Source organism: Pseudomonas sp. BP6 (genome assembly GCF_017875935.1).
GTDB lineage: Bacteria > Pseudomonadota > Gammaproteobacteria > Pseudomonadales > Pseudomonadaceae > Aquipseudomonas > Aquipseudomonas putida_Y.
On record NZ_JAGINI010000001.1, the window covers coordinates 1,841,122 to 1,864,064 of the forward strand.

General features: G+C 62.7%; 19 protein-coding genes. 12 read left to right on the forward strand and 7 right to left on the reverse strand.

Features of this window, described 5'->3' with window-relative positions; translation table 11 throughout:
• Positions 1-8: 8 nt before the first annotated feature.
• A complete protein-coding gene (locus J3A98_RS08520; RefSeq protein ID WP_209965308.1) occupies positions 9-2,513 on the forward strand; it encodes a UvrD-helicase domain-containing protein in 2,505 nt (834 codons plus the stop codon).
• 7 nt (positions 2,514-2,520) lie between these two features.
• Here J3A98_RS08520 and J3A98_RS08525 read toward each other — a convergent pair whose 3' ends face one another.
• Positions 2,521-7,317, reverse strand: a complete 4,797-nt coding sequence (locus J3A98_RS08525) for an NEL-type E3 ubiquitin ligase domain-containing protein (RefSeq protein WP_348635616.1) — start codon at positions 7,315-7,317, stop codon at positions 2,521-2,523.
• Positions 7,318-7,592: 275 nt separating this feature from the next.
• Between J3A98_RS08525 and J3A98_RS08530 the strand changes: the two genes are divergently transcribed.
• Together J3A98_RS08530 and J3A98_RS08535 are read left to right on the forward strand one after the other, a co-directional pair.
• A complete protein-coding gene (locus J3A98_RS08530) occupies positions 7,593-8,519 on the forward strand; it encodes an alpha/beta fold hydrolase (protein ID WP_176684665.1) in 927 nt (308 codons plus the stop codon).
• Positions 8,520-8,595: 76 nt separating this feature from the next.
• Positions 8,596-9,015 carry a VOC family protein gene (locus tag J3A98_RS08535; RefSeq protein ID WP_176684664.1) on the forward strand — a complete coding sequence of 140 codons (420 nt, stop codon included), beginning with the start codon at positions 8,596-8,598 and terminating at the stop codon, positions 9,013-9,015.
• Positions 9,016-9,166: 151 nt separating this feature from the next.
• On the opposite strand, the gene J3A98_RS08540 is transcribed toward J3A98_RS08535, so the two are convergent.
• Entirely contained in the window at positions 9,167-9,736 is a 570-nt protein-coding gene (locus J3A98_RS08540) for a hypothetical protein (protein ID WP_176684663.1), read from the reverse strand.
• A 369-nt stretch (positions 9,737-10,105) separates the two neighbouring features.
• Here J3A98_RS08540 and J3A98_RS08545 point away from each other — a divergent pair, with 369 nt between their 5' ends.
• Positions 10,106-11,017: a LysR family transcriptional regulator gene (locus tag J3A98_RS08545; protein WP_004575413.1), complete on the forward strand. Its 912-nt coding sequence runs from the start codon at positions 10,106-10,108 to the stop codon at positions 11,015-11,017.
• A 45-nt stretch (positions 11,018-11,062) separates the two neighbouring features.
• Here J3A98_RS08545 and J3A98_RS08550 read toward each other — a convergent pair whose 3' ends face one another.
• A complete protein-coding gene (locus J3A98_RS08550) occupies positions 11,063-11,536 on the reverse strand; it encodes a YMGG-like glycine zipper-containing protein (protein ID WP_176684661.1) in 474 nt (157 codons plus the stop codon).
• 150 nt (positions 11,537-11,686) lie between these two features.
• Between J3A98_RS08550 and J3A98_RS08555 the strand changes: the two genes are divergently transcribed.
• The 5 genes from J3A98_RS08555 (at position 11,687) to J3A98_RS08575 (ending at position 15,328) form a co-directional block, all read left to right on the forward strand.
• Entirely contained in the window at positions 11,687-12,283 is a 597-nt protein-coding gene (locus J3A98_RS08555; protein ID WP_014860839.1) for a paraquat-inducible protein A, read from the forward strand.
• Positions 12,280-12,909: a paraquat-inducible protein A gene (locus tag J3A98_RS08560; RefSeq protein ID WP_209965313.1), complete on the forward strand. Its 630-nt coding sequence runs from the start codon at positions 12,280-12,282 to the stop codon at positions 12,907-12,909. The genes J3A98_RS08555 and J3A98_RS08560 overlap by 4 nt, the downstream gene beginning before the upstream one ends.
• The gene (locus tag J3A98_RS08565; protein WP_176684659.1) at positions 12,909-14,549 is read left to right on the forward strand and encodes an MlaD family protein; all 1,641 of its coding nucleotides are present in this window, start codon (positions 12,909-12,911) and stop codon (positions 14,547-14,549) included. Before J3A98_RS08560 ends, J3A98_RS08565 begins: the two co-directional genes overlap by 1 nt.
• 11 nt (positions 14,550-14,560) lie before the next feature.
• Positions 14,561-15,091, forward strand: coding sequence for a PqiC family protein (locus J3A98_RS08570; RefSeq protein WP_176684658.1), 531 nt, complete (start codon positions 14,561-14,563; stop codon positions 15,089-15,091).
• 81 nt (positions 15,092-15,172) lie between these two features.
• On the forward strand, positions 15,173-15,328 hold the full coding sequence (locus J3A98_RS08575; protein ID WP_003250831.1) for a DUF2986 domain-containing protein: 156 nt from the start codon (positions 15,173-15,175) through the stop codon (positions 15,326-15,328).
• 29 nt (positions 15,329-15,357) lie between these two features.
• Here J3A98_RS08575 and J3A98_RS08580 read toward each other — a convergent pair whose 3' ends face one another.
• Together J3A98_RS08580 and J3A98_RS08585 are read right to left on the reverse strand one after the other, a co-directional pair.
• Positions 15,358-15,732 carry a hypothetical protein gene (locus J3A98_RS08580; RefSeq protein WP_209965315.1) on the reverse strand — a complete coding sequence of 125 codons (375 nt, stop codon included), beginning with the start codon at positions 15,730-15,732 and terminating at the stop codon, positions 15,358-15,360.
• Positions 15,733-15,931: 199 nt separating this feature from the next.
• Positions 15,932-16,522, reverse strand: coding sequence for a biliverdin-producing heme oxygenase (locus J3A98_RS08585; protein ID WP_209965317.1), 591 nt, complete (start codon positions 16,520-16,522; stop codon positions 15,932-15,934).
• A 162-nt stretch (positions 16,523-16,684) separates the two neighbouring features.
• Between J3A98_RS08585 and J3A98_RS08590 the strand changes: the two genes are divergently transcribed.
• Positions 16,685-17,176: a GNAT family N-acetyltransferase gene (locus J3A98_RS08590; RefSeq protein WP_209965320.1), complete on the forward strand. Its 492-nt coding sequence runs from the start codon at positions 16,685-16,687 to the stop codon at positions 17,174-17,176.
• Between the two features lie 113 nt (positions 17,177-17,289).
• Here the strand turns inward: J3A98_RS08590 and J3A98_RS08595 are convergent, their stop codons facing one another.
• Both J3A98_RS08595 and J3A98_RS08600 read right to left on the reverse strand, forming a co-directional pair.
• The gene (locus J3A98_RS08595) at positions 17,290-18,663 is read right to left on the reverse strand and encodes an 8-oxoguanine deaminase (RefSeq protein WP_209965322.1); all 1,374 of its coding nucleotides are present in this window, start codon (positions 18,661-18,663) and stop codon (positions 17,290-17,292) included.
• Between the two features lie 235 nt (positions 18,664-18,898).
• Positions 18,899-20,281 carry an APC family permease gene (locus J3A98_RS08600; protein WP_209965324.1) on the reverse strand — a complete coding sequence of 461 codons (1,383 nt, stop codon included), beginning with the start codon at positions 20,279-20,281 and terminating at the stop codon, positions 18,899-18,901.
• A 282-nt stretch (positions 20,282-20,563) separates the two neighbouring features.
• On the opposite strand from J3A98_RS08600, the gene J3A98_RS08605 reads away from it, so the two are divergent.
• Positions 20,564-21,406 (forward strand): helix-turn-helix transcriptional regulator, encoded by an 843-nt coding sequence (locus J3A98_RS08605; protein WP_209965326.1) that lies wholly within the window; start codon positions 20,564-20,566, stop codon positions 21,404-21,406.
• Between the two features lie 42 nt (positions 21,407-21,448).
• Entirely contained in the window at positions 21,449-22,831 is a 1,383-nt protein-coding gene (locus J3A98_RS08610; RefSeq protein ID WP_209965328.1) for an aspartate aminotransferase family protein, read from the forward strand.
• Positions 22,832-22,943: the final 112 nt, after the last annotated feature.

A 22,943-nucleotide genomic window follows, 5' to 3' on the forward strand; every position in this document is an offset into this window, starting at 1 on the left:
CGGCGAACATGCCTGCTGTTTTGATTTTCAACGGAGTGACCGTGGCCCACGAGCAACCCCTGGCCCCCGCCGACCTTACCCCTCCTGCCCAGTTGCCCTGGTTTCGTCGCCTGGCCGCCCGCTTGCTGGGGCGTGGCCTGACCCGCCTGCAAGCCCAGCACCGCGACTCGTGGTTCCTCGGCCACGTCACAGGCCAGCGCACTGGCCATGCCGATGGTGTGCGTGAAGGGTTCGAGCGTGGTCGGGTGGAGGGCTATGAAGCGGGGCGCCAGGTGCTGGTGATCCGCGATACGCGCCCAGACAGCGCCGCCGTACCAGGCCAGGATGACAACTTGTTCGACGACTGGCGCCTGCCGTTGACGGCCGAGTTGAAAAAGCGCTTCAAGGCCGACGTCGCCCAGCGCCTGCCCGCCGAAGCCCAGCCCAGCGCCGCGCAATGGGAGCTGATCTTCAGTGACACCCCGTCTACCTGCGTGGTGGCAGGCGCCGGCGCAGGCAAGTCCACGTCGCTGGTGCTGCGCATTCTTTTGCTGCGTCATTACCTGGGTTACGAGCTGGATGCGATGACCGTGGTCACCTTCACCCGCGAGTCGCGCAAGGACTTCATCAAGCGCCTGCTGCAGGTGTTCGCCCTGTGGCAGATCAACCTGCAGCCTGCGCAGGCCCGCGAGCTGGTGCGCACGTTCCATTCGCGCATCCTGCCGCTGGTGCGCAGCCTGCCGGGCTTCGGCCAGGTGCGTGCATTTGAAACACTGGGCCATGAGATGCCTGCCGGGCGTGAGGCCGAGGCCGACAGCAACCCGTTCGACCTGCGCCTGAACGATGCCCAGCGCCAGCAGTTGAACCAGTGCTACAGCAGCTTGCTGGGTGAAAGCCCGCGTTTTGCCGAGCTGGTCGGGCAGTTGCGCAGCGAAGCCTTGCAACTGAAGCCGCTGGACCCGAACAACCCCGATGTGCAGAAGCGCGCACAGGTGACCCAATTGGCGGCCCAGCGCGACGAAGAACTGTGCGACGTGATCGAGGACCTGTGGTTCGCCGCTGGCGTCTGGCCGATCAAGGGTATCGAGCCCTGCCGCGAAACGGTCGACATCCGTGGCAGCCGCTTTTATGTGCATGGCCGCCTGGAAGGCCAGGGGCCTTTGGTGGTGCTGGGCTTCGACCCCGCACAAAGCGCGCAGTACCAGCGCCCCGGCGCCAAGCTGACCGTGCGTGCCGAGTGGGCGGTCAAGCGCACACTGTTGCAGGCGTTCTGCGACAGGCCGCTGATCTGGCTCGACAACTACGCCATGGCCCGGCGCCTGGCGGCATCGTTGGCAGGCGATGCCGTGGCCGGCCCCGGCTTCGAGTACAAGGTCAAGGGCGAACTGGCCCCGGCGCCGCTGCTGGATGCGTTCGTCAGTGCGGCCAATTTCATCGAAAACCTTGGGTTGGAGGTGAACAATGCGGTGGCGGCGATGAGCTTCCCGTCTGGCGATAGCGATGCACTGTTCTTCGAGGCCCTGGCGCTGTACTGGAAGGCCCTGGAAGCGCACCTGCTGGACCAGTCGCCGCCGGTGATGAGCTACAACCGCATGTTCGCCCTGTTTGGCGAGAACAACCCGGAAAACCTGCACCTGCTGCCCGACCCGTTGCTGCGGCCGCTGGCGCACCTGCTGATCGACGAATTTCAGGACGTGTCGCCGCAGATCGTCAGCTGGTTGCGTGCCAGCCTTGCTGAAATACGACGCCGTGGCCCGGCCATGCACACCGGCCGCCATGCCCAGCATTCGTCGTTGCTGTGCGTGGGGGACGACTGGCAATCGATCTACGGCTGGCGTGGCAGTTCGCCCAAGTATTTCATGGAGTTCACCAAGGCGTTCCCGTCGCCGGCCAACACGCGGGTGATGCTGGTCGACAACTACCGCTGCCAGCAACAGGTGATCGATGCAGCCGAACACCTGGTCAAAGGCACCCCGGCGATTGCCGGCAAGAAAGCCCGAGCCAGTGGCCCGGCGGCCGAGTTGCCCGGCTCGCCGGTCAAGGTGTTCGACCGTGACGAGGCTGCGTTGGGCGAAACGCTTGTCGAGCACTACCAGCGGGGTGAGACGGTCATGATGCTGTACCGCAAGGGCAGTGACCGGGCCTTGATGAACGAGCACCTGCAAAGCGTGTTGCACGCCGACGCGGCGCTACCGGCCGAGCAGCGCCGGCTGCGTCAGCTGACCTATCACAGCGCCAAGGGTTTGCAGGCCGATGCGGTGTTCATGCTGGGTGACTGCCAGTACCTGACCAGCTCACCCTACAAGAACCAGGTATACCGCCAGGCCGGGCTGGGCAAGGCAGGTGATGCCCAACCGTTCGATTCGGCACAGAAGGAAGAAGTGCAGCGCTTGGCGTACGTGGCGGTGACCCGTGCAGTGCGGCACTGCTACTGGCATGTGGAGGCCGCCAGCGGTGACGCCGCAGCGGCTCCACGGGCGTCCAGCCAGGTCGATGGCAAGCAGGCCTTCTTCGAAGACCTGCGCGGGCAGTGAGTGGGGTTTAGCGGCCGATTGTTTGCGTCTGACGGGTGAGACTGGTCAGCAGACCGGTTTCAACCTGCTGCTGCTCGGCAGTCAGCGCGTCCACGCCCTGGCGATACTGCTGCTCGTTGATCACGACGCGACGCAGAACGCCTTGAGCATCCACGGGGCTTTCAGGCATCACCCTGGCCAAGGCTCGGAGCACCGAGCTGTCCAGGGACGTTACCGGGTCGGCGGTTTCATCCAGGCAGTAATAGAGATAATCAAGGCCTGGCCGCCAAAAGTCGGTGATCAGGCTGAACTGTGCCGCATGCTCTCGTTTCAAGTACTCGACCCAGCCCGGCTGCTGGTTCAACCATTGCTCCCGGGCGGTGGCATCCCTGTCCAGGGAAAGGACCGCAGCTTGCACCCTTTCGATGACTGTATCGTTGATTCTGGCCGTATGGCGGTACAGCATGCCTCGGCTCGGCTCAGGGTAGTCCAGCGCGCTGGCCAAGGACTGGCGCAGGGCCAAGCGTACCTCGACATCGTCCACCAGCCCCGTTTGAAGTTCGCTGTCTGGAAAGGCTGAGGGGTCGTCGAGCTCATCATAGGGGGGGAGGTTTTCATCGAAGACCCCATCGAGCAGCGCCTGCTTGCGCAAGGACCTTCTCCAACTGATGCGGTCGGCCAGTTGATTGACCTGACTGCGTCGATACAGCTTGCCATACAGGCTCAGTAGATCAGCCGGTCGACTACCGGCGACGGCTGCCGCTTCATGGGCAAGCGCTTCTAACTCCAAGGCACTGAACGCGTCGGCACCTGCGTCGCCACAGGTTGGCGGGAATTCGCCGGCCACGATGGCGAGGCGCTCACGCAGCGCGGTGTCGTGGGCCGCGTCATCCAGCAGCTTCCAGACGCGTGCCCTCAGGGCCTCGCCATCACGCTGCGCTTCTGCTGACTGGGCAAGACGTTCGAGTACGCCCAGCAGCGCTGCGTTTTCACCTTGGTCGAACAGGTCGCTCCACAGTTGCTCCTCGGCACTGCTCGCCTCGCCACGGAAAATGCCTTGCCACAGTGGCACGTCTTCTGCGTGCTCGAATACGTTGACGCCGCTACTGCCCAAGCGTGCACGTGTCTGGGCTTCCAGGGTGTTGTAGTTGAACAGCCAGCGGCGCTCCGGCAAGTGCGCGGCGACATCGCGGGCAAACGGGGTACGCAGCACGCCAGGCAGGTCTGGCAGGGTACGAATGCGGTTGGACGAAAGGTTCAGATAGCGCAGTTGGTACTGGGGCTGGCTCATCAGGACTGTCAGGCTGTCGGGCCACTGCTGCAGTTCGCAACGCTCAAGCTCCAGGTGGACAAGACGGGCCATGAAGCGCAGGTCGGGCGCCCGTTGCAGTGGGTTACCTGACAGGTGCAGTACTGTGGGGTGGATCATGTCCTGAAACTGGGCGGCAAGGCTTTCGTCGAGGGTGATTTGATTGTGGCCCAGGCCGAGGGCATCCAGGGGCAAGCGCGTCAAGAAGCCCAAACTGGTGGTATCGAGTTGCAGCCGGTTACGGCTGAGCCACAGTAGCCGCAGGCCGGGCATTGCCCCGATGGCCTGTTGGGCGGTGGGTGAAAGGGTGGTCAAGCCATTGTCTGTCAGGCCCAGTTCGCGTAGCCGCGGTGCAGACCTGAGCGCCTCGAACAATGTTTCGGCATCGATGTCCGGGTTGCCGACGATTTCCAGGGTTTCCAGGTTAGGGAAGTTTGTCAGGAAGCTGCCCTCCAGGTGCCGCATCTGCAGCCCCTCGAGCCTGAGATTACGGATATGCGGCATGCGTGCAGTGAAAGCGGGTAGCGCTTCGAGTTGCATACGGTCCAGTACCAGTGTTTCGGCTTGCACGCCGCCTTCACGGCGCGAAGCACTCATCAGTCGCTCGGTGCATTGCTGGCGGTCAAAGCGCTCTTCAAGGGTGCGGGCGGTGCTTACCCAGCGGTTGAGATCTCGGTTGAGGGTACGCTGCTCGACTTCGAGCTGGTTGATGGCGCTACCCAAGTCGCCTCCTTGAGTCAGTTCGGCTTGTAGCCCGCTGATTTGCTCGCTGCTGAGTTCTGGGTAGAGCGCCCGCAGTCGACGTGCAGCTGGCAAGGCTCGTCCTTGCAAGCCACGGCCGCTAAGGGGATAGCCCAGCTGGCCGTTGGCCAATCGCAAAGGGGAGCGGAACCTGGGGTTGATGGGCTGTTGGCCAAGCAGTGAGGCACAGTGCTGGCGATCTCCAAGGGCGAGTTGCAGCAACCGGGCCGGGTCAGCCTGCGGGTGCGCGGCTTGCAGCGCCTGTTTGATGCGTAGACTGTCGTCGTTGGCCAGGCTGGGCCTGAACAGGCCGAGGAGGGCGCGGTCAAGCCGTGCTCGAGCTTGCAGAAGGCGTGCTTCCTCGGCAATGCGCAGCGGTACCCGCCCGTTTTTCAGGCGTTCCCGTTCGCCGTTGCTGATGTTGGCAAGCAATTCTTCAAGCGCGCTGTCCGGCAACCCGGGAAACTGCCGGGCGAGGGTTTGTGCGATTGGCGGGCGTGTGGGACGGCGTCTTTGGTGCAGGCTCTCGAACAGCGCCTCGCGATGCTGTTCCAGATGTTGCGCGAGCTTGTTGTTCAGTGCGGACGCTCGGCGCTCGGTCGGTGTGTCACCGAGCAATTGCTCAATGGCTTCTTCATCCATTTGATCCAGCACGGTCTGGCTCAACTGACCATTGTCCAGATCGGTACGGGTAACTTCGATTTCCACCTGGCCCAGCGTGTCAGGAGGGCCGTAGCGCACCGATTCGCCCCAGGGCTCTGGCCCTTGGTAAACCTTCAGCACCTTCCCCTCGGGCCACCCCGGTAGGCGCAGCAACTCAGGCAACGCAAAGTTCTTGTACGCAGCCAGCGGCAACCCATGGCGTACACAGTTGATGATCTGTTGTGTCTGATTGTCCAGTTGCAACCGCTGCAGCGTTTCGAGCAACAAGGCGGGTGGACGCAGGCCCGCTGCCTGGGCGCGGCGCAGTACGTCTGGATCGGTACCGGTACTGCGCATGGCATGGTCCAGTTCGCTGTCGTCCAGGCCTGCGCCATGGCTGCCGAGGCGGCGCGCGAGCTGTACGCGGTCCCATTCCAGAGGCTGTTCATGGGCCAGTTGCCAGCGGGCATCACCGTGATGCAGCAAGCGCGGGGCATAGGCCTGCGCATCCTCGGGGTGGCGCACGCGCCACTGCTGATCAGCGTCCTGAAACACCTCGTACAGGGTTCCATCCAGCTTCAGGTAGGTCTTCCCGTCGACGTGCATATGGCCGAGCAAATCGGGTTGAGCCCCCTCAGGAATAGCCACCGTGCTCGCATAGGGTTTCATGTCGGGGTGCCAGAGCACTTCCTTGTCTTCATGCCACACACTCTTCAAAGCATCTACAAAGCCAGAGGCCTGGACAACCCTGGCGCCTGCTGCAAAGCCGGCAATTACCCCCGCGTTGATGGCCAACGATTCCAGCTGTGCCAGTGCCTGCCGGGTATCACCTTCTTCCCAGGCCTCGAACCCGGTGAAAACAGAGCTCATCAGGTCGTAAGCAAAAACGCCTAGCATGACAGTGTTCAGCCCCGGCACGAAGAACGCGGCGACATTCAGCACGTTCATCCCCAGGTCGAACCAGTACTTCAGACGCTCGTGGCGGGCGTTGGCGTCGACTTCGGCGGTAGGCACAGCAATGGTTTTTGCGTCGGCCTTCATGCGCGCAAGGTGTGCGTTGTACAAGGTCGTCCAAGGGTCGGTTCTGATTGGCGAGAGCGTGAAAGGGATCACTGGCATGATTCGGGGTTTGCGTATGCCCGCTTCATCCTCTTCGAACAGCGCGATTTCCAGCTTTCCGGCGAGTTCTTTTTGCCTGTCCTTGTAGGCGAAATGCACCAAGGCTCGACGAAACTCGCTTTGCAATAGTCGACTGCGCAGGTGCTTGCCCGCTTCCTGACGAGAAGCGAACTCCCTTACCGGGTGCTCGCTGTCGCCAGGGATATACACGATGCAGGGGTTCTTGCGATAAGGGTTGTCTGGCCCGATGAACAGTACTTCGTGGACGGGGATATCGAACAGGTTGAAGTTCCAGCACTGCAACGCCTCGTTTTCATAGGTGGGCTGAGGCTTGCCGTCGCACAGTTGCGCAAGGGCATCGAGCCCGGCCTTGCTCAGCAGGCCTTTGAGCTGGGCGATCAATGCCTGGACCCTCAAGGCCTCACGGTTTGCAGCAATCGACAGGCGCTGGATTTCAGCGCGGTTGGCGCCTTCATGGGTTGCAAGCAGGTGGTCTTGATAGCGTTTGCCAAGGTCCAGCGCCCGACAGTGCCTGACGAAGTCCGCCACCGTCAGGCCTGCCAGGGGGGTGTCGCTGCCTGCGGCGTTGGTGAGCCTGCTGTAGGGGCCGACTTCGTCCAGCCCCTCGAAGTTGTGCAGGGCAGCTTCCAGCAAGCTGCGTGTTTGCGGCTGGCCTGCCGGGCGAGTAGCCAGCACATCCGCTTCCACGTTAGGGACCAAAGGTGTTTCCACATCGGGAACGCCGACCCAGATGTTGGCATCTGACTCAAAGGGCTGGAACACATACTGCGCCCTGTCTACAGGCACATTCACCTTCAACCGCTCGGTCAGCAGAGGGCTGCAGAACGCAATGATGTCCTTGAACTCGCCCAGCGCCTGTTTGACTTGCGCCAGCCGTTTGTTGCGCGCTTGCAACGCGTTGTGCAATTGCTCACGCGTTGGCTCATCTGCAGTGGCATACCACGAGTAAGGCGTGCCATCGTCATCCAGAAATTCCTTGTGCAGGCCCTGCACCACTTTGCGCGTATGCCTGGGATGGAGCGCCTTGCTCCAGTTCGGTAATGATCGTGTTATCTGGCTTTGATGTAAGGGTGTCGGGGTTGTCATGGTAACCATCTCTTTTGTGGGGGAGACAGTCCACGCTGATCAAGGCGTCGGTGTGCGGTAGATAGTTGTTTGGCAGCGGTCGGTCCTGCGCATGTGCGGGTCGGTGAGGGGCTGGCAGCGAGGGAGGATCTGCGAGAGGGTGGGGCAGGTCATGGTGCAGGCCTCAGCCAAGGAGAATTGCAATGCGTTCGCTGTGCAGCCCGAAAGACCACCTGCTAGACCTCGATGGTATTGAAATAGCGGTCCGTACCTGGGGGGAAGAAGACGGTATTCCCATATTGGCCTTGCATGGCTGGCTGGATAACGCGGCCTCGTTCGAGCGGCTGGCGCCGATGCTGGACGGCTGCTTCGTGGTAGCCCCCGACCTGATCGGCCATGGCCGTTCTGGCCATCGTCGCCACGACAGTGGCTATTACCTGTGGGAGCATGCCGAAGACATGCTGGCGGTGACCGACAGCCTGGGCCTGGCGCAATTTCATGTGCTGGCCCATGGCATGGGTACCGGTATAGCGTCGCTGCTGGCGGCCATGACCAGTGGCATTGCCAGCATGACCTTCCTCGACGGCATGGGTGCACCGTTCACGGTTGCCGAGGATGACCGCGTGCAGCACCTGGCGCGGGCCTACCGGCTCAAGCGTATGGTACAGCGCAGCCAGTTGCCGGGTTTTACCGAGCCGGATGTCGGTCGCTTCGATGACCTGGACACCGCCCTGGCGCAACGCCGCGAGCGGCTGGACACCGAACTGTCGGAAGATGCCGCTCGGCTGCTGGCGCTGCGCGACCTGCTTCAACTGGGCGATGGCTATTGCTGGCGCCACGACCCGCGGCTGGTGTTGCCCGAGCCCATGCCACTGACCGAGCGCGAAGCCTGCGACCTGCTCAGCCAGATCCGCTGCCCGTTGTACCTGCTGTTCGGCCGCCAGGGAGCATTCACCGGCGAGGCTTTCACCCGGCGTCAGGCCGCCTTGCCCAGCCAGGCGAAAGTCTCCTGGCATCCAGGCGGGCACCACTTCCATCTGGATGCGCCGGACCGGGCGCTGGTCGACCAACTGCTGCGAATCCTGACGCGCCATGAAGGGGGCGTACTGCAACGCTTGGTGAACGAGTAGCTGATTCTGGTCACGCCGCGGGAACCTGCGCTATGGTGGCGAACGTTTTCGCAAACACGCCACAAGGAGTCCCGGCATGCGACCTTTCACCATCAAGCACATCGACCACCTTGTGTTGCGGGTCCGCGACCTGTCGCGCAGTGTTGCCTTTTACACCGAGCTGCTCGGCTGCACGGTCAGCCGCGTGCGCGAGGATCTGGGCATGGTGCACCTGGCCACGGGCACGGCAATGATCGACCTGGTGACCCTGGATGGCCCGCTGGGGCAGCCAGGCGGAGCTGCACCGGGGGTGGAAGGGCGCAACCTGCACCATTTCTGCCTGCGCATCGAGCCGTTCGACGAGGCCGCGTTGACGGCCTATCTGGAAGCCGCCGGGGTAAAGGTGGAGCCTGCAGAGAAGCGGTATGGTGCCGAAGGCGAGGGGCTTTCGCTGTACTGCTACGACCCGGATGGTAATCAGGTCGAGTTGAAGGGGCCAGTAGTGCCTGGCGGGTGAAGTGGCGTTTGCCATGGTGGCAGCGACCGGGGATATCAATCACACCTGAAGGTCGAGTTCGGCTGTGCTGGCCTCTTCGCGGGTGAACCCGCTTCTACACAGCTTTCGAAGCCTGTGAAGCAACCGCGAAGAGGCCAGCACAGGCGATCAATCAGTCGAAGTAGCCACGTAGCCCGAATGCATACCCGGTATCCACAGCTGTCGCCTCACCCCGGCTCCAGCGCTTCTTCAACACGAACTCGAACGCCGGCTCGTACAACCCATCGCGCACCAGTGCCCCCGCCAACACCTCCACGTCATACCAGCCATTGTCCAACTCGATGATCGGCCGTCCTGGCACTTGGTAACGCCCCATCAGGTCACCCAGGGTCTTGGGCGTGAAGTGCTGCAGGATGCGCCAGGTGTACAGCATCAGTGCACCGTGCTCGATCCGCAGCACATAGCCATTGCGCCGGTGCTTCAGGCGGCTGCCGGCCTCGCGCAGGGCCGGTGTGTGGTTGTCGAGGGTGAACAGGATGCGGTAGGGCAGGTTGTCGACACCGGCCAGCGGCAGCACAATACCTTCGCGCACCGCTTGGTCGCCGCTGTCACCGTGAGTGAACGCGTGCGCCAGGTCGTCGGGCAGTTGATGGTCTTGCTTGAAACGCTCAAGCAACTGGATATCGCCGAGCAGAAAGTAGTCGACCAGGTCGTTGAGCACTTCGCTGAATTCGTGGCGCATCTGTTTTCCTTGTGGGTGCGCATTGGGGTAAGGGCAACCGGCTAGAGCTTCTGGGTAATCTGGATCAGGTACGCAAGGGTAGAGCACCAGAGCCTTGGCTTGATCGTCGACGAGGATACTGGTGACCACGATCTTGTAAGCGCACACCGTTTACCTGAGGCCGATGACTATCAGTAAAGACGTTCGGGCATTTTTGACCAGTGGCTGCATTGTCACTGAGGCCCGTTAACCGGGTACCAGCAGCCCCTAAGAAAAACCTGTTCAAGGCATAGGTAAATCCTTTGGCTCTCAGCGCCCGCTCAGCGATAGCCAAGGGTAAAGTGTGAGGCATGACCCAGCCTGCCCAGACCAGCGTCAGAGAGGTACCCTGTGGCTGCCTATACCTTGCGACAACTGAAGTACTTCGTCACCACCGTGGAAGCGGGTAGTGTGGCCGAAGCGTCACGCCAGCTGTACATCGCCCAGCCCTCCATCTCTACGGCCATCAAAAGCCTGGAGGAAAGTTTCGGTGTGCAGTTGTTCATCCGCCACCACGCCCAAGGCGTGTCATTGACGCCCAGCGGCAAACGCTTCTATGCCAAGACCAAGTCGCTGCTGCAGATGGCCCATGAGTTCGAACAGAACGCCCTGGCCGACAACGATACCGTCGCCGGGCAAATCGACATTGGCTGTTTCGAGACCGTGGCGCCACTTTACCTGCCGCGCCTGATCGCCGGCTTTCGCCAGCGCTACCCGGGTGTGGACATTCGCCTGCGCGACGGTGAACAGCAGGACCTGATCCAGGGCCTGACCGCCGGTACCTTCGACCTGGCGTTTCTCTATGACCACGACCTGGACGGCACCATCGAGGCCGAACCGCTGATGCCGCCGCAGAAGCCCTATGTGCTGTTACCAGAGAACCACCGCTTTGCCGGCCAGGCCCAAGTCTCGCTGCGGGACCTGTGCCCGGAGCCGATGATCCTGCTGGACGTGGCCCCTAGCCGCACCTACTTCGTCAGCTTGTTCAACGAGATGGGCCTGGCACCGAACATCGTTTTCAGTTCACCGTCGATCGAGATGGTGCGCGGTATGGTCGGTCAGGGTTTTGGCTTTTCGTTGCTGGTTACCCGCCCGCACTCGGAATACACCTATGACGGCCAGCGCCTGGCGATGCTCGACATTGCCGAGCCGGTGGCGCTGTCGGGGCTGGCTGCGGCGTGGTTGAAGCGAGTCCAGCTGACCAAGCCGGCGCAGTTGTTCGTGGAGTTTTGCCGGGAAGAGCTGGCCAAGTTCCTGAACTGAGCACGCCATGCCACCCCAGCAGGAGTGGCATGGCGTGGCGATTGCTCAGGGGTTGACCTGATAGCCGCGCCCCTGCAGGCAACCGCTGTAGGCACTGGCATGGGCCTGGGTTTTTGCCTCGTCCTGGCCGCGCCGGTCCTGGCGCCGCTCCTGACGTTGGCGCATGCCACCGACCGCGGCCCCGGCGGCGGCCACTTCGCCGGCACGGTTCTGCCGGTATTGCTGCTTGGCATCGTCACCCACCCGGTCATACACCTCGTCATGCTGGTTGCCGCGCACTTGCGCGCCTGCAGCACCGGCGGCGGCACCCACAGCCGCACCGCGAACGCGGCCACCGACATGTGGGTCGCTGGACGTCGCCACGCCATTTGCGGCATTGGTGGCGACGGTATTGCAATCGTTGATATCCAGTTGCATCTGCTGGCTGCTCTGGCCCTTGAGCGGCACCACCGACTGTGCCTGGGCGGTCGATGCTGCGCACAGTAACACCACCAGGTAACTCCACGTGAACGTACGCATGGCACACCTCCACCGGGCGGAAAGCCCGCCTCACAGGATAGTTCGCCTTTGACGCTGTGATGGAAGTTTTGCCCAGATGGTCTACACCGGATATCAGACGCCGTTCCGATTAGCCTCTTGGCCTGATCCAAGGCTACCTGTGGGCAAACCATGAGCCAGACGCAAGATCTGATCATCTGCGAGTATTGCGACACGGTGTACCACCGTGCACCGCTGCTCAAACATCAACGTGCCCTTTGCCAGCGCTGTGGCGGTGTGCTGTACCGGCACAGGTCACTGACCATCGAGCAGCGGCTGGCATTGAGTGTGACGGGCGGTGTCCTGCTGGTGTTCGCCAACTATTACCCGGTGATGACCATCGGCATGCAGGGGCTGACCCACTCGGCCACATTGTGGGACGCCGTGCAGATCCTCAGTCACGGCAGTATCACCTTCATCGCCTTGGTGATGGCGCTGTCGATCATTTTTGCGCCGCTGCTGCAAATTGCCCTGTTGTGCTGGGTGTTGAGTTTTGCTCTTGCCGGCCAGCGTGCGCCCGGCTTTGCCCTGTGCATGCGTGGCCTGGAAAGCCTGAGGCCCTGGAGCATGCTGGAGGTGTGTCTGCTGGGAGCGATGGTGGCGGTGATCAAGCTGGCGGGGCTGCTCGATGTGATCCCCGGTATCGGCCTGCTGGCCTTGGCCGCACTGAGCATGTTGATCATCCACATTGCCGGCAAGGACATCCGCGACTTGTGGGAACAGGTATGACTACTCCGGCCAATGCGCACGACCTTGGCTTGTGTCTGTGCCATGGCTGTGGCCAGGCATGCGACACAAGCAGTGGCGCGCACACCTGCAACCGTTGCGGCGCTGTCATTCACCGGCGCAAGGCCAATGCCATCAGCCGTGGCTGGGCGTTTCTGCTGGCAGCACTGATTTTCTACATCCCCGCCAACCTGCTGCCGGTGATGCACACCGAAATGCTCGGCAGCGGTACAGACAGCACCATCGGCGGTGGCGTGCTGGAGTTCTGGGAAGCCGGGGCCTGGGACATTGCGCTGATCATCTTCATTGCCAGCGTGGGTGTGCCCGCCATCAAGTTCTTGTCCCTTGGCCTGCTGCTGTTCACTGCCCAGCGTGGTTCTTCCTGGGCCTGCCGGCAGCGTTCGCAGTTGTACCGCTTCGTCGAGCTGATCGGTTATTGGTCCATGCTCGATGTGATGGTAGTGGCGCTGGTGGCTGCACTGGTGCAACTGCACGGGCTGGGCACCATCGAGCCTCGCGTGGGCATTCTGTTTTTTGGCATGGTGGTAGTGCTGACCATGTTCTCTGCGATGAGTTTTGATCCACGCCTGATCTGGGATAACCATGCCAACGAGGGGAGGCCGCATTGATGGGGCAGCAGACTGACAAGCGCGAGGGCGCGGGGCAGGTTGAAGTGCGCACCCGGCGTTGGAGTGTGTCGCTGGTATGGATCGTGCCGATCCTGGCAATCCTGATCGGCGCTTCGCTGGTGGTGCGCAACTGGATGCAGCAAGGACCGGTGATTACCATTTCTTTCCACAGCGGGGAGGGGTTGGTGGCGCACAAGACCCAGGTGAAATACCGCAGCGTGGTGATTGGCGAAGTGACCACGGTGGACTTGGCCGACGACAAGAAGAGCGTGGTGGCCAAGGTGCAGCTCTCCAACGATGCCCGATCGTTTGCCACCCGGGGCGCGCGCTTCTGGGTGGTGCGACCGCGTATCGGCGTGGGTGGGGTTTCCGGGGTGGACACGCTGCTATCGGGCAGTTTCATCGGGGCCGACTCCGGTGAATCGAACGTGCCGGAAAAGTCCTTTGTCGGATTGGAACTGCCACCGCCGATCACCTATGACGAAAAGGGTAAGCGTTTTGTTCTGGTTGCCAGCGACCTGGGCTCGCTGGATATCGGCTCTTCGATCTACTACCGCAAGATCCCGGTGGGCGAGGTGGTGTCCTTTGCCCTCCAGGACGATGGCAAGGGGGTAGAGATTGGCGTGTTCGTGCAGGCGCCCTACGACACGTTCGTCACTGCTGACACGCGTTTCTGGAATGCCAGTGGCATCGACATGCAGATCGGTGCCAATGGCCTGAAGGTCGATACCGAATCGCTGTCGTCGATTCTGGTGGGCGGGCTGGCCTTTGGCTCGCCCGATTTCGCCGCGCAAGCCGAGCCTGCTGCCGACCAGGCCCGCTTCCAGCTATTCGCCGACCGCGATAGGGCGCTGTCGCCTCCGCATGGCCAGGCGCAGTACCTGCAGTTGCGCTTCGACCAGGCCATGCGCGGCCTGTCGGTGGGCGCGCCAGTGGAGTTCAAGGGGGTGGAGTTTGGCCGGGTTACCTCGATTCAGCTCGATTACGATGCTACACGGCAGAGCTTCCCGGTCGTGGTCGATGCGGTGATCTACCCGCAGCGGCTAGGGCCGGTGCACCGCAAGATGCTGGCGGTGTTCAAGCACACCGAGGGCGATATGGAAGGTGCGCGGAAACTGATTGGCTCCTTTGTCGAGCATGGGCTGCGGGCCCAGGCACGTAGCGGCAACCTGATCACCGGGCAGATGTTCATTTCGCTGGACTTTTACCCGGATGCCCCCAAGGTGACCTTCGACATGGCTGCCAACCCCATCATGATCCCGACGTTGCCCGGCAGCCTTGAGCAGTTGCAGGAACAGTTGCAGCGGGTAGTGGAGCGCATTGCCAAGCTGCCGCTGGAAAGCATCGCTGGTAACCTGGACGGCAGCCTGCGTGAGCTGCGCGCCAGCCTCAGGCAGTTCAATGGCCAGACACTGCCGGACGTGAACGTGGCGCTGGACGAGGTGCACAAGACCCTGCGTACGGCCAACTCGGCCATTTCCGAAGACTCGCCGCAGCGCCAGCGAATGGGCGAAGCACTGGACGAGCTGGAGCGGATGTCGCGTTCGCTACGCGACCTTGCCGATTATCTTGGCCGCCACCCCGAGTCGCTGATTCGTGGCCGGCCAAAAGCGGCCGGGGCCGCAGACCTTGAACCCTGAGGAGACAACCTATGCAACGACTGCGCAATGTATGTGTGGCCAGCCTGCTGGTGTGGCTCGGGGGCTGCAGCAGTACGCCGAACAACTACCACACGCTGGTACCGAGCGAACCGGTGCGTGACAGCGGCCAGCGCATCCAGGTGGTCAGGGTGGCCATGCCGCCCCAGGTCGACCGCCCGCAGTTGGTCGTGCGGCAAGGGCAGAGCGGCCTGGCCATTCTGGAAACGGAGTGGTGGGGCGCCAACCTGGTGGATGAATTCCGCAGCGCCTTGCAGGACCGGTTGGGCGGCCCGGCGGGCGGCGGCAAGGCGTCGCTGCGGGTGGATGTGCAACGCTTCGACACGGTGCCAGGGCGCTACGCCTCGTTGGAGGCCGTGTGGCGCCTCAAGCAGGAAGGGCAGGCCGAACTGACCTGCCGTACGTCCGTGCAGACTGCCGCGGACAACAGCATCACCAGCCTGGTGAATGCGCACCAGGCCAACCTGCGCACATTGGCCGAGGCGGTGCGGGGGAGTGCCCGGCAGGGTCGCTGCCCTGCATGAACCTTGGCATGATTCACCGCATTTCCCGGCCGCCGGGGTATGATGGCGTTAGCGAAACCGTACTGACAGGCCCCGTGGACCATGAACCGTCGTAAAAAGATCAAACAGCTATTGCAGGCGCATGCCAAAAAGGCCAGTGCCAAACTGGCGCCACGCAAGCCCAAGTACATCTGCAAGGCGGACCGCTTGAAGATGGAGGCAGAGGCGGCGGGCGAGGCTCCCCAGCTGGCCGACTGACACTGCCCCTAAAACCGATCGCATGGGCTTCAACGGCGGTAATAATGATGCGCGTCATGATGACGCTGGCGCATGGCGCGCTCATGGCGGCGCTCCCAATCACGGCGCCGTTCCCAGTCGCGCCGCCGCTCCCAGTCCCGGCGGGCTTGTTCACGCCGCCACTGTTCGCGGCGCCAGTCGCTTCGGTGGTGGTGCCAGCGATTGTCATCGTGCGCCAGCAGCGTGGCCGGCTGCTCAACGGCCGCACTGGCCACCCTTGACCAAGGGTTGCCGGCTGGCTGCAACGGTGATTGAACGACCGGTGCAACGGCCTCGACGGCTTTCATTTGTGTTGCCGATGCAGTGCCCACCGCCGCGAACGAGAACAGGCCGAGCAGCACCAACCTTGCGACACGTATTTTCATGAGCGTAGCCAACCTCTGATAACAATTGAGCCATCTGGCCAGCAGGTGTGGGGCGAACCTTGTCTCGCGTTCCGCTACCTTTCTGCGCCTCACACATAGACAGGGAATAAAGAAAAAGTTCGCTGCAGCAACAACTTGAAGAACATTGCCGGGGTGGTTGGTGCTGGGCAGTACCCGCAACAGGTGCCATTGCGCTCAGTCAACTGCCTGCAAATACCTCACGCAGATGCCCCCGATAACTGTCGAACGCAGCAATCGCCCCTGCCACCACCTCTGCTTCTTCCTGTTCCTCCAGCACCAGGCTGTCCAGCCTGGCAACAAACTCGCGCCAATGCAGCGCTCGGCCATCCGGATGGGGGGCCAGGTGGCGGGCGCCCTTGTCGCCATCCAGCCCAAGACGTTGTGTGTGCCTGAACAAAAACGCCGCCCCCAGGTTCGAACCTTCACTGCAATACAGCCATCCCAGGGCCTGGGCCGAGCTGACGCAGACCGGTTGGGGGGACGTTGGCAGTGGCAGGCCCAGGTCGATCAGGTCGGCCTCTACCGCCGCGAAACGCGACAGCGCCGCCAGCCCAGGCAGTTGCTGGTTGAGCTGTTCATCCTGATACAACGCCAGCAGGCTGCCATGAAAGCGGTGCTGCACCTGCAGGAAGCGTCCATAGCGCGCGCGGTTCTCGAAAGGCCGCGCTGCCATCACCAGTTGATCAACGCTGTCATGATCCCTGCTGCTGGCCGCTTTCAGGCGTTTGCAGCGGCTTTGTTCGGTGGAGGGGGAAGTTACAGCGTTCATCGGCGTATCCGTGGCAATAGAGCAAGGCTCCCATGATGCTTGCCGTCCTTGGCAAGCAGCAAGCATCACACGCCCAACCTGAGCGAGTTCGCAATGATGGAGCGCAAGGACGATGCTCATTTATCATGGCGGCTGCCTTTACCATTGCCTAGGATACTTGCCATGAGCGCCCTCCAGTTTCGCACCCCCGTCCCCGCAGATGCCGAGCGTTGCTACGCCATCGAAATTGGCGCCTATGAAGGGGATGAGGCAGCCACGCTGGAGAAAATCCGCACGCGTATCACGCAGTACCCACAAGGCTTCCTGGTGCTGGAAGGTGACGGCGAGATCGTTGGTTTCATCAACAGTGGTTGCGCCCACGAGGTCGTGATGGCCGACGAGGCCTTCAAAGAGCTGGTCGGCCATGACCCGGCGGCAGCGAACGTGGTGATCATGTCGGTGGTTGTAGACCCGGCCCACCAAGGCAAAGGCTACGCCAAAGTGTTGATGAACGAATTCATCGAACGCATGCGTGCGGCGGGCAAGCAGACCATTCACCTGATGTGCAAGGAGCAGCATGTGGCCCTGTACCAGAAGCTGGGCTACCGATACGTGAAACCGTCGCCGTCGGACCACGGCGGCATGGCCTGGCATGAGATGGTCATGGCCCTTTGAGTGGATATGACATCGTAGTGTGCGCTACCCGCAGCTTCTCTACATGGCAGCGCAGCCCAAAGGGCTGCGCATGACCTTCATTCAACCCGGCGATGCCGAGCTGATGCCTGGCATCAAGTGCCACTGACCAACTGATGTGCCAGCTGGTTGTGGCGCTCCAGTACGCGCGGCAGGTCGACAGTGGTCAGCTGGCCGTCTTTCACCACGACGCGGCCGTTGATCACGCTGGTATGCACCTGGGTCGGGGTGCAGAACACCAGTGCCGCCAATGGGTCATGGTGGCCGCCGGCATACGCCACATGGCCCAGGTCGAAGGCGACGAAATCGGCGACCATGCCCGGGGCCAGTGCACCGATATCATTGCGGTTGAGCACTTTCGCGCCACCCAGGGTGGCAATCTCCAGTGCTTCGCGTGCGGTCATCGCGTCAGGGCCAAAGCCCACCCGTTGCAGCAGCAGCGCTTGGCGCACTTCACCGATCATGCTGGCGCCGTCGTTGGAGGCAGAGCCGTCGACCCCCAGGCCCACCGGTACGCCGTGGTCGCGCATCTTGCGCACCGGGGCGATGCCCGAGGCCAGCCGCATGTTCGAGCATGGGCAGTGGGCCACGCCGGTGCCGGTGCGGGCGAACAGCTCGATGCCGTGCTGGTCGAGCTGCACGCAGTGGGCATGCCATACATCGTGGCCGACCCAGCCAAGGTCTTCGGCGTACTCGGCAGGGGTCATGCCGAACTTCTCGCGGCTGTAGGCGATGTCGTTGACGTTCTCGGCCAGGTGGGTGTGCAGCGACACCCCATACTGGCGCGCCAGCACGGCAGCTTCGCGCATCAGGTCGCGGCTGACCGAGAACGGCGAGCATGGCGCGACCACGATGCGGCGCATCGAGCCGTGGCTGGCATCGTGGTAGTCCTCGATCAGGCGTTGCGATTCCTTGAGGATGTCGGCTTCCTTTTCCACCACCGAGTCAGGTGGCAGGCCGCCTTGGCTCTGGCCCACGCTCATGCTGCCGCGCGCGGCGTGGAAGCGCATGCCGATCTCGGCCGCCGCGTGGATGCTGTCGTCGAGCTTGCAGCCGTTGGGGTAGATATACAGGTGATCGCTGGAGGTGGTGCAGCCGGACAGGATCAGCTCGGCCATGGCGGTCTGGGTCGACACCGCGATCATCTCGGGAGTCAGGCGCGCCCAGATCGGGTACAGGTTGGTCAACCAGTTGAACAGCTCGCCGTCCTGAGCGGCCGGTACCACGCGGGTGAGGCTCTGGTACATGTGATGGTGGGTGTTGACCAGGCCTGGGATGACCACCTTGCCGGCCATGTCCAGAATCACGTCGGCGTGCTGCGGGAGGGTTTCGCTGGGGCCGACTTGCCTGATCAGGTTGTCTTCGATGAACAGGCCGCCGTTCTTGATTTCGCGGCGTTCGCCGTCCATGGTGACCAGCAGTGCGGCGTTTTTGACGAGGAGCGTTTTTGCAGGGTTTGTAGATGACATGGTGCAAGCCTGCGCAATACGCATCGGCGATTACCGATGTCATAGGCGCTCGGTATTGTAAGCAAGCTTTTTAGTGATTGTATACAGCTCGAAGCGCCAGTGCCGGCCCCTCAGCAGGTAAGACCGCGAAGCGGCCCGCACAGGTCATATCCATGAATGCTCGCACCGCCTCAGCGCCCGGCCTTGCGTTCCAGCACCGGTACCCGCGAGGCAAAGGCGCGCAAGTCGTCAGGCGTCACTCGGCCATCTGCAGCTCTGGCAGCTTCATGCGGAATGCACGGGTCAGCCCCATTAGCACCAACAGGCCCAGGCCCATCCAGCACAGACCGATGGTAAACGACAGGCTGGTCAGGCTGCTCCATAGCCACAGCGTGCTGAGAAAGCCCAGCCCGGGAATGACGCCGTACAGCAGGGCGTTGCGGCAACCGCGCAGTTTCTGGTCGACCAGGTAGTGCTTGACCACCGCCAGGTTCACCGCCGAGAAGGCGAACAGTGCACCAAAGCTGATCATGTTGGCCACGGTATCCAGGGTGATCACCAGGGCGATCAGGGACAGCAGGCTGACCACCAGGATGGCAGTGGCCGGCACGCGCTTTTTCGTCACCAGCTGGCCGAATGCCCGCGGCAATGCGCCGTCGCGGCCCATGGCGAACAGTACGCGCGACACGCTGGCCTGGGACACCATGGCCGAGGCGAAGCAGCCGGCCACGTAGGTAGCGGTGAAGGCGGTTACCAGCAGCTCGCCGCCCACCCGGCGCATCACGTCCACCGAGGCCGAATCCGGGTCGGCGAAGCTGCCCCAGTCGGGGAACACCATCTGTGCGCAGTAAGACACCACCAGAAACAGCAGCCCGCCGATCAACGACACCGCAAGAATCGCCACGGGAATGCGGTAGGTCGGGTTGCTGGTTTCCTCAGCCATGGTCGACACCGCATCGAAACCGAGGAACGACAGGCACAGTACGGCGGCACCGGTCATGATCAACGGCACGCTGAAGCCTTCGTGGTGGAAGGGGGCCAGCAGCGACACCGGCTCCGCCTGTCCGCTGAGCTTGAGAATGGACAGGGCGACGAAGACGATGATGAACACCAGTTGCACCACCACCAGTATCCAGTTGACCCGGGTGATCGACTCGATGCCGATCAGGTTGAGGAAGGTGACCAGGGCAATGGAGCCCGCGACCCACACCCAGGCATGGATGGCCGGGAAGTATTCCGACATGTAGATGCCGATCAGCAGGTAGCTGAGCAGCGGCAGGAAGATGTAGTCGAGCAGCAGTGTCCAACCGGTGATGAAGCCGATATGGCTGCCAAAGGCCTTGCGCGTGTAGGTGTAGACCGAGCCGGAGTAGGGGTGGGCCTGGACCATGCGGCCGTAACTGTAGGCGGTCAGCAGCATGGCGGCGAGCGTGAGCAGGTAGGCGGTGGGCAGGTGCCCTTTGGTCATCTGGGTGACCAGCCCGTAGGTGGTGAATACGGCCAGGGGCACCATGTAGGCCAGGCCAAATAGCACCAGGGCGGTCATGCCCATGGACTTGCGGAAGCGGCCGGTGCTGGTGCCGGGTTGCGAGGGTGCATGCGGGGCGGGGCTATGGGCTGTACTTGTTGTTGTATGCATTGCTAACTCCTGAAAAGGGATGCAGGACACCGCGGCAGGCGAGCGGGCTCGCAACCGTTGGGTGTTGTGCAAGGAGGTCGAGCGGAAAGCTCGCAGCGCTGGGGCAGGTCGATGCTCCCACACCCTGCAGGCACTCGGAATCACCCTTTGGGGTGAGCGGTCACTGCCCTTGCCCGGCTCACCCCAAAGGGTGATTCCGGTGCCAGCAGCGCCGTGGGAGTATCTGCTCAACGACGCACCGCACTGGCGGCGGTGCCACTGAAAAGAAACGGCAGGCCCACAGTGACTAATCAACTGCTTTCAGAACAATGGTTCGAGCATCAGGCCAAGGTCACCGAGGCGATCGGCCGGCCGGGCTTTGCCGCCAGCCTGTTTGCGGCACTGGGTGTGATCCGGCCGATCCAGGCGACCACGGTGTACCTGTACCCGCACGACGGCATGCCCTGTGCGCTGTTCGAGCAGGATGACAAGGCGCCTTGGCAGCCCGAGGGCAATGTCAGCCGCTACCTGTCGGGCTTCTACCTGCTCGACCCGTTCTACGGGGCGTGTGTGGAGCAGGTCGAATCGGGTTGCTATGGGTTGTTCGAAGTGGCGCCCGACCATTTCGAGGTCAGCGAATACTACCAGTCGTTCTACCGGCACTCGCACCTGGAGGATGAGCTCAACTACATCCTGCAGGTTGCGCCGGGGCAGAGCCTGGCGGTGTCGCTGGCATTCACCGACAAGCTGGATGCGCACACCCGCGAGCTGTACGGGCGTATCACGCCTTGGGCGCTGGCGGTGCTGGGCAAGCACTTCGCCGGGCTGGACAGCCGCGCCGGGCGCTTCGAGAACATCCTCGAACAACGCATCCACGCGGCGCTGAACAACTTCGGCAGCTCGCTGCTGACCGAGCGTGAGTGCCGTATCGCCCAGTTGATCCTGCGTGGCCACTCGACCAAGTCGCTGGCCGAGCGGCTGGGCGTGTCGGAAGACACCATCAAGTCGCACCGCAAGAACGTCTACGCCAAGCTCGACATCGGCACCCAGTCCGAGCTGTTTTCCCTGTTCATCGACGCGCTGGCCAATGCCCAGGGCGTGCTGGGCAAGGACCCGCTGGAAAGCTACATGGGCAAGCTGCGCTGAGCGCCAGCCGCCCTGCAACCCCACCGCAAAGGAAAACCAACAATGAACGCGCCTTTCGCCCCGCAACGCCAGACCCGTGACTACCAGGCAGCCGATGCCGCGCACCACATTCATGCCTTCCTCGACCAGAAGGCGCTGAACGCCGAAGGGCCGCGGGTGATCGTCGGTGGCGAACGCCTGCACCTGTGGGACAGCGAGGGCAAGCGCTACCTGGATGGCATGTCCGGCCTGTGGTGCACCCAGCTCGGTTATGGCCGCCGTGACCTGACCGCCGCCGCGGCCACGCAGATGGATCAGCTGGCTTACTACAACATGTTCTTCCACACCACCCACCCGGCGGTGATCGAACTGTCCGAACTGCTGTTCAGCCTGCTGCCGGGGCACTACAGCCACGCGATCTACACCAACTCCGGCTCCGAGGCCAACGAGGTACTGATCCGCACCGTACGCCGCTACTGGCAGGTGGTTGGCCAGCCATCCAAGAAAATCATGATCGGCCGCTGGAACGGCTACCACGGCTCGACCCTGGCGGCCACGGCGCTGGGCGGCATGAAGTTCATGCACGACATGGGCGGGTTGATTCCGGATGTGGCACACATCGACGAACCCTACTGGTACGCCGAGGGCGGTGAACTGACCCCGGCCGAGTTCGGCCGCCGCTGCGCCCTGCAACTGGAGGAAAAGATCCTCGAACTGGGTGCCGAAAACGTTGCCGGCTTCATTGCCGAACCCTTCCAGGGGGCGGGCGGCATGATCTTCCCGCCGGAAAGCTACTGGCCGGAAATCCAGCGTATCTGCCGCCAGTACGACGTGCTGCTGTGCGCCGATGAGGTGATCGGTGGCTTTGGCCGCACCGGCGAATGGTTCGCCCATGAATACTTCGGCTTCGAGCCCGACACCCTGTCGATCGCCAAGGGCCTGACCAGCGGCTATGTGCCCATGGGTGGCCTGGTGCTGAGCAAGCGCATTGCCGAGGCGTTGGTGGAACGTGGCGGGGTGTTTGCCCACGGCCTGACCTATTCCGGCCACCCGGTGGCGGCGGCAGTGGCCATCGCCAACCTGAAGGCGTTGCGTGACGAAGGCATCGTCACCCAGGTGAAGGATGACACCGGGCCGTACCTGCAGCGCATCCTGCGCGAGGTGTTCGCCGACCACCCGTTGATCGGCCAGGTGCAGGGCGCCGGGTTGGTGGCAGCGTTGCAGTTCGCCGAGCACAAGCCGACGCGCAAACGCTTTGCCAACGAGAACGACCTGGCCTGGCAGTGCCGCACCTTTGGTTTCGAGGAAGGGGTGATCATTCGCTCGACCCTGGGCCGGATGATCATGGCCCCGGCCTTGATCGCCAACCACAGCGAGCTGGATGAACTGGTGGAGAAGACCCGGATAGCCGTAGACCGCACTGCGCGGCTGGTCGGCAAGCTCTAAGCCGCTGACAAGGGTAACGCGCTTCCCTGTGGGAGCGGGCACGCCCGCGAACACCGGCGAAGCCGGTGCCATCCACCGTGTCGCCTGATTCGCGGGTATGCCCGCTCCCACA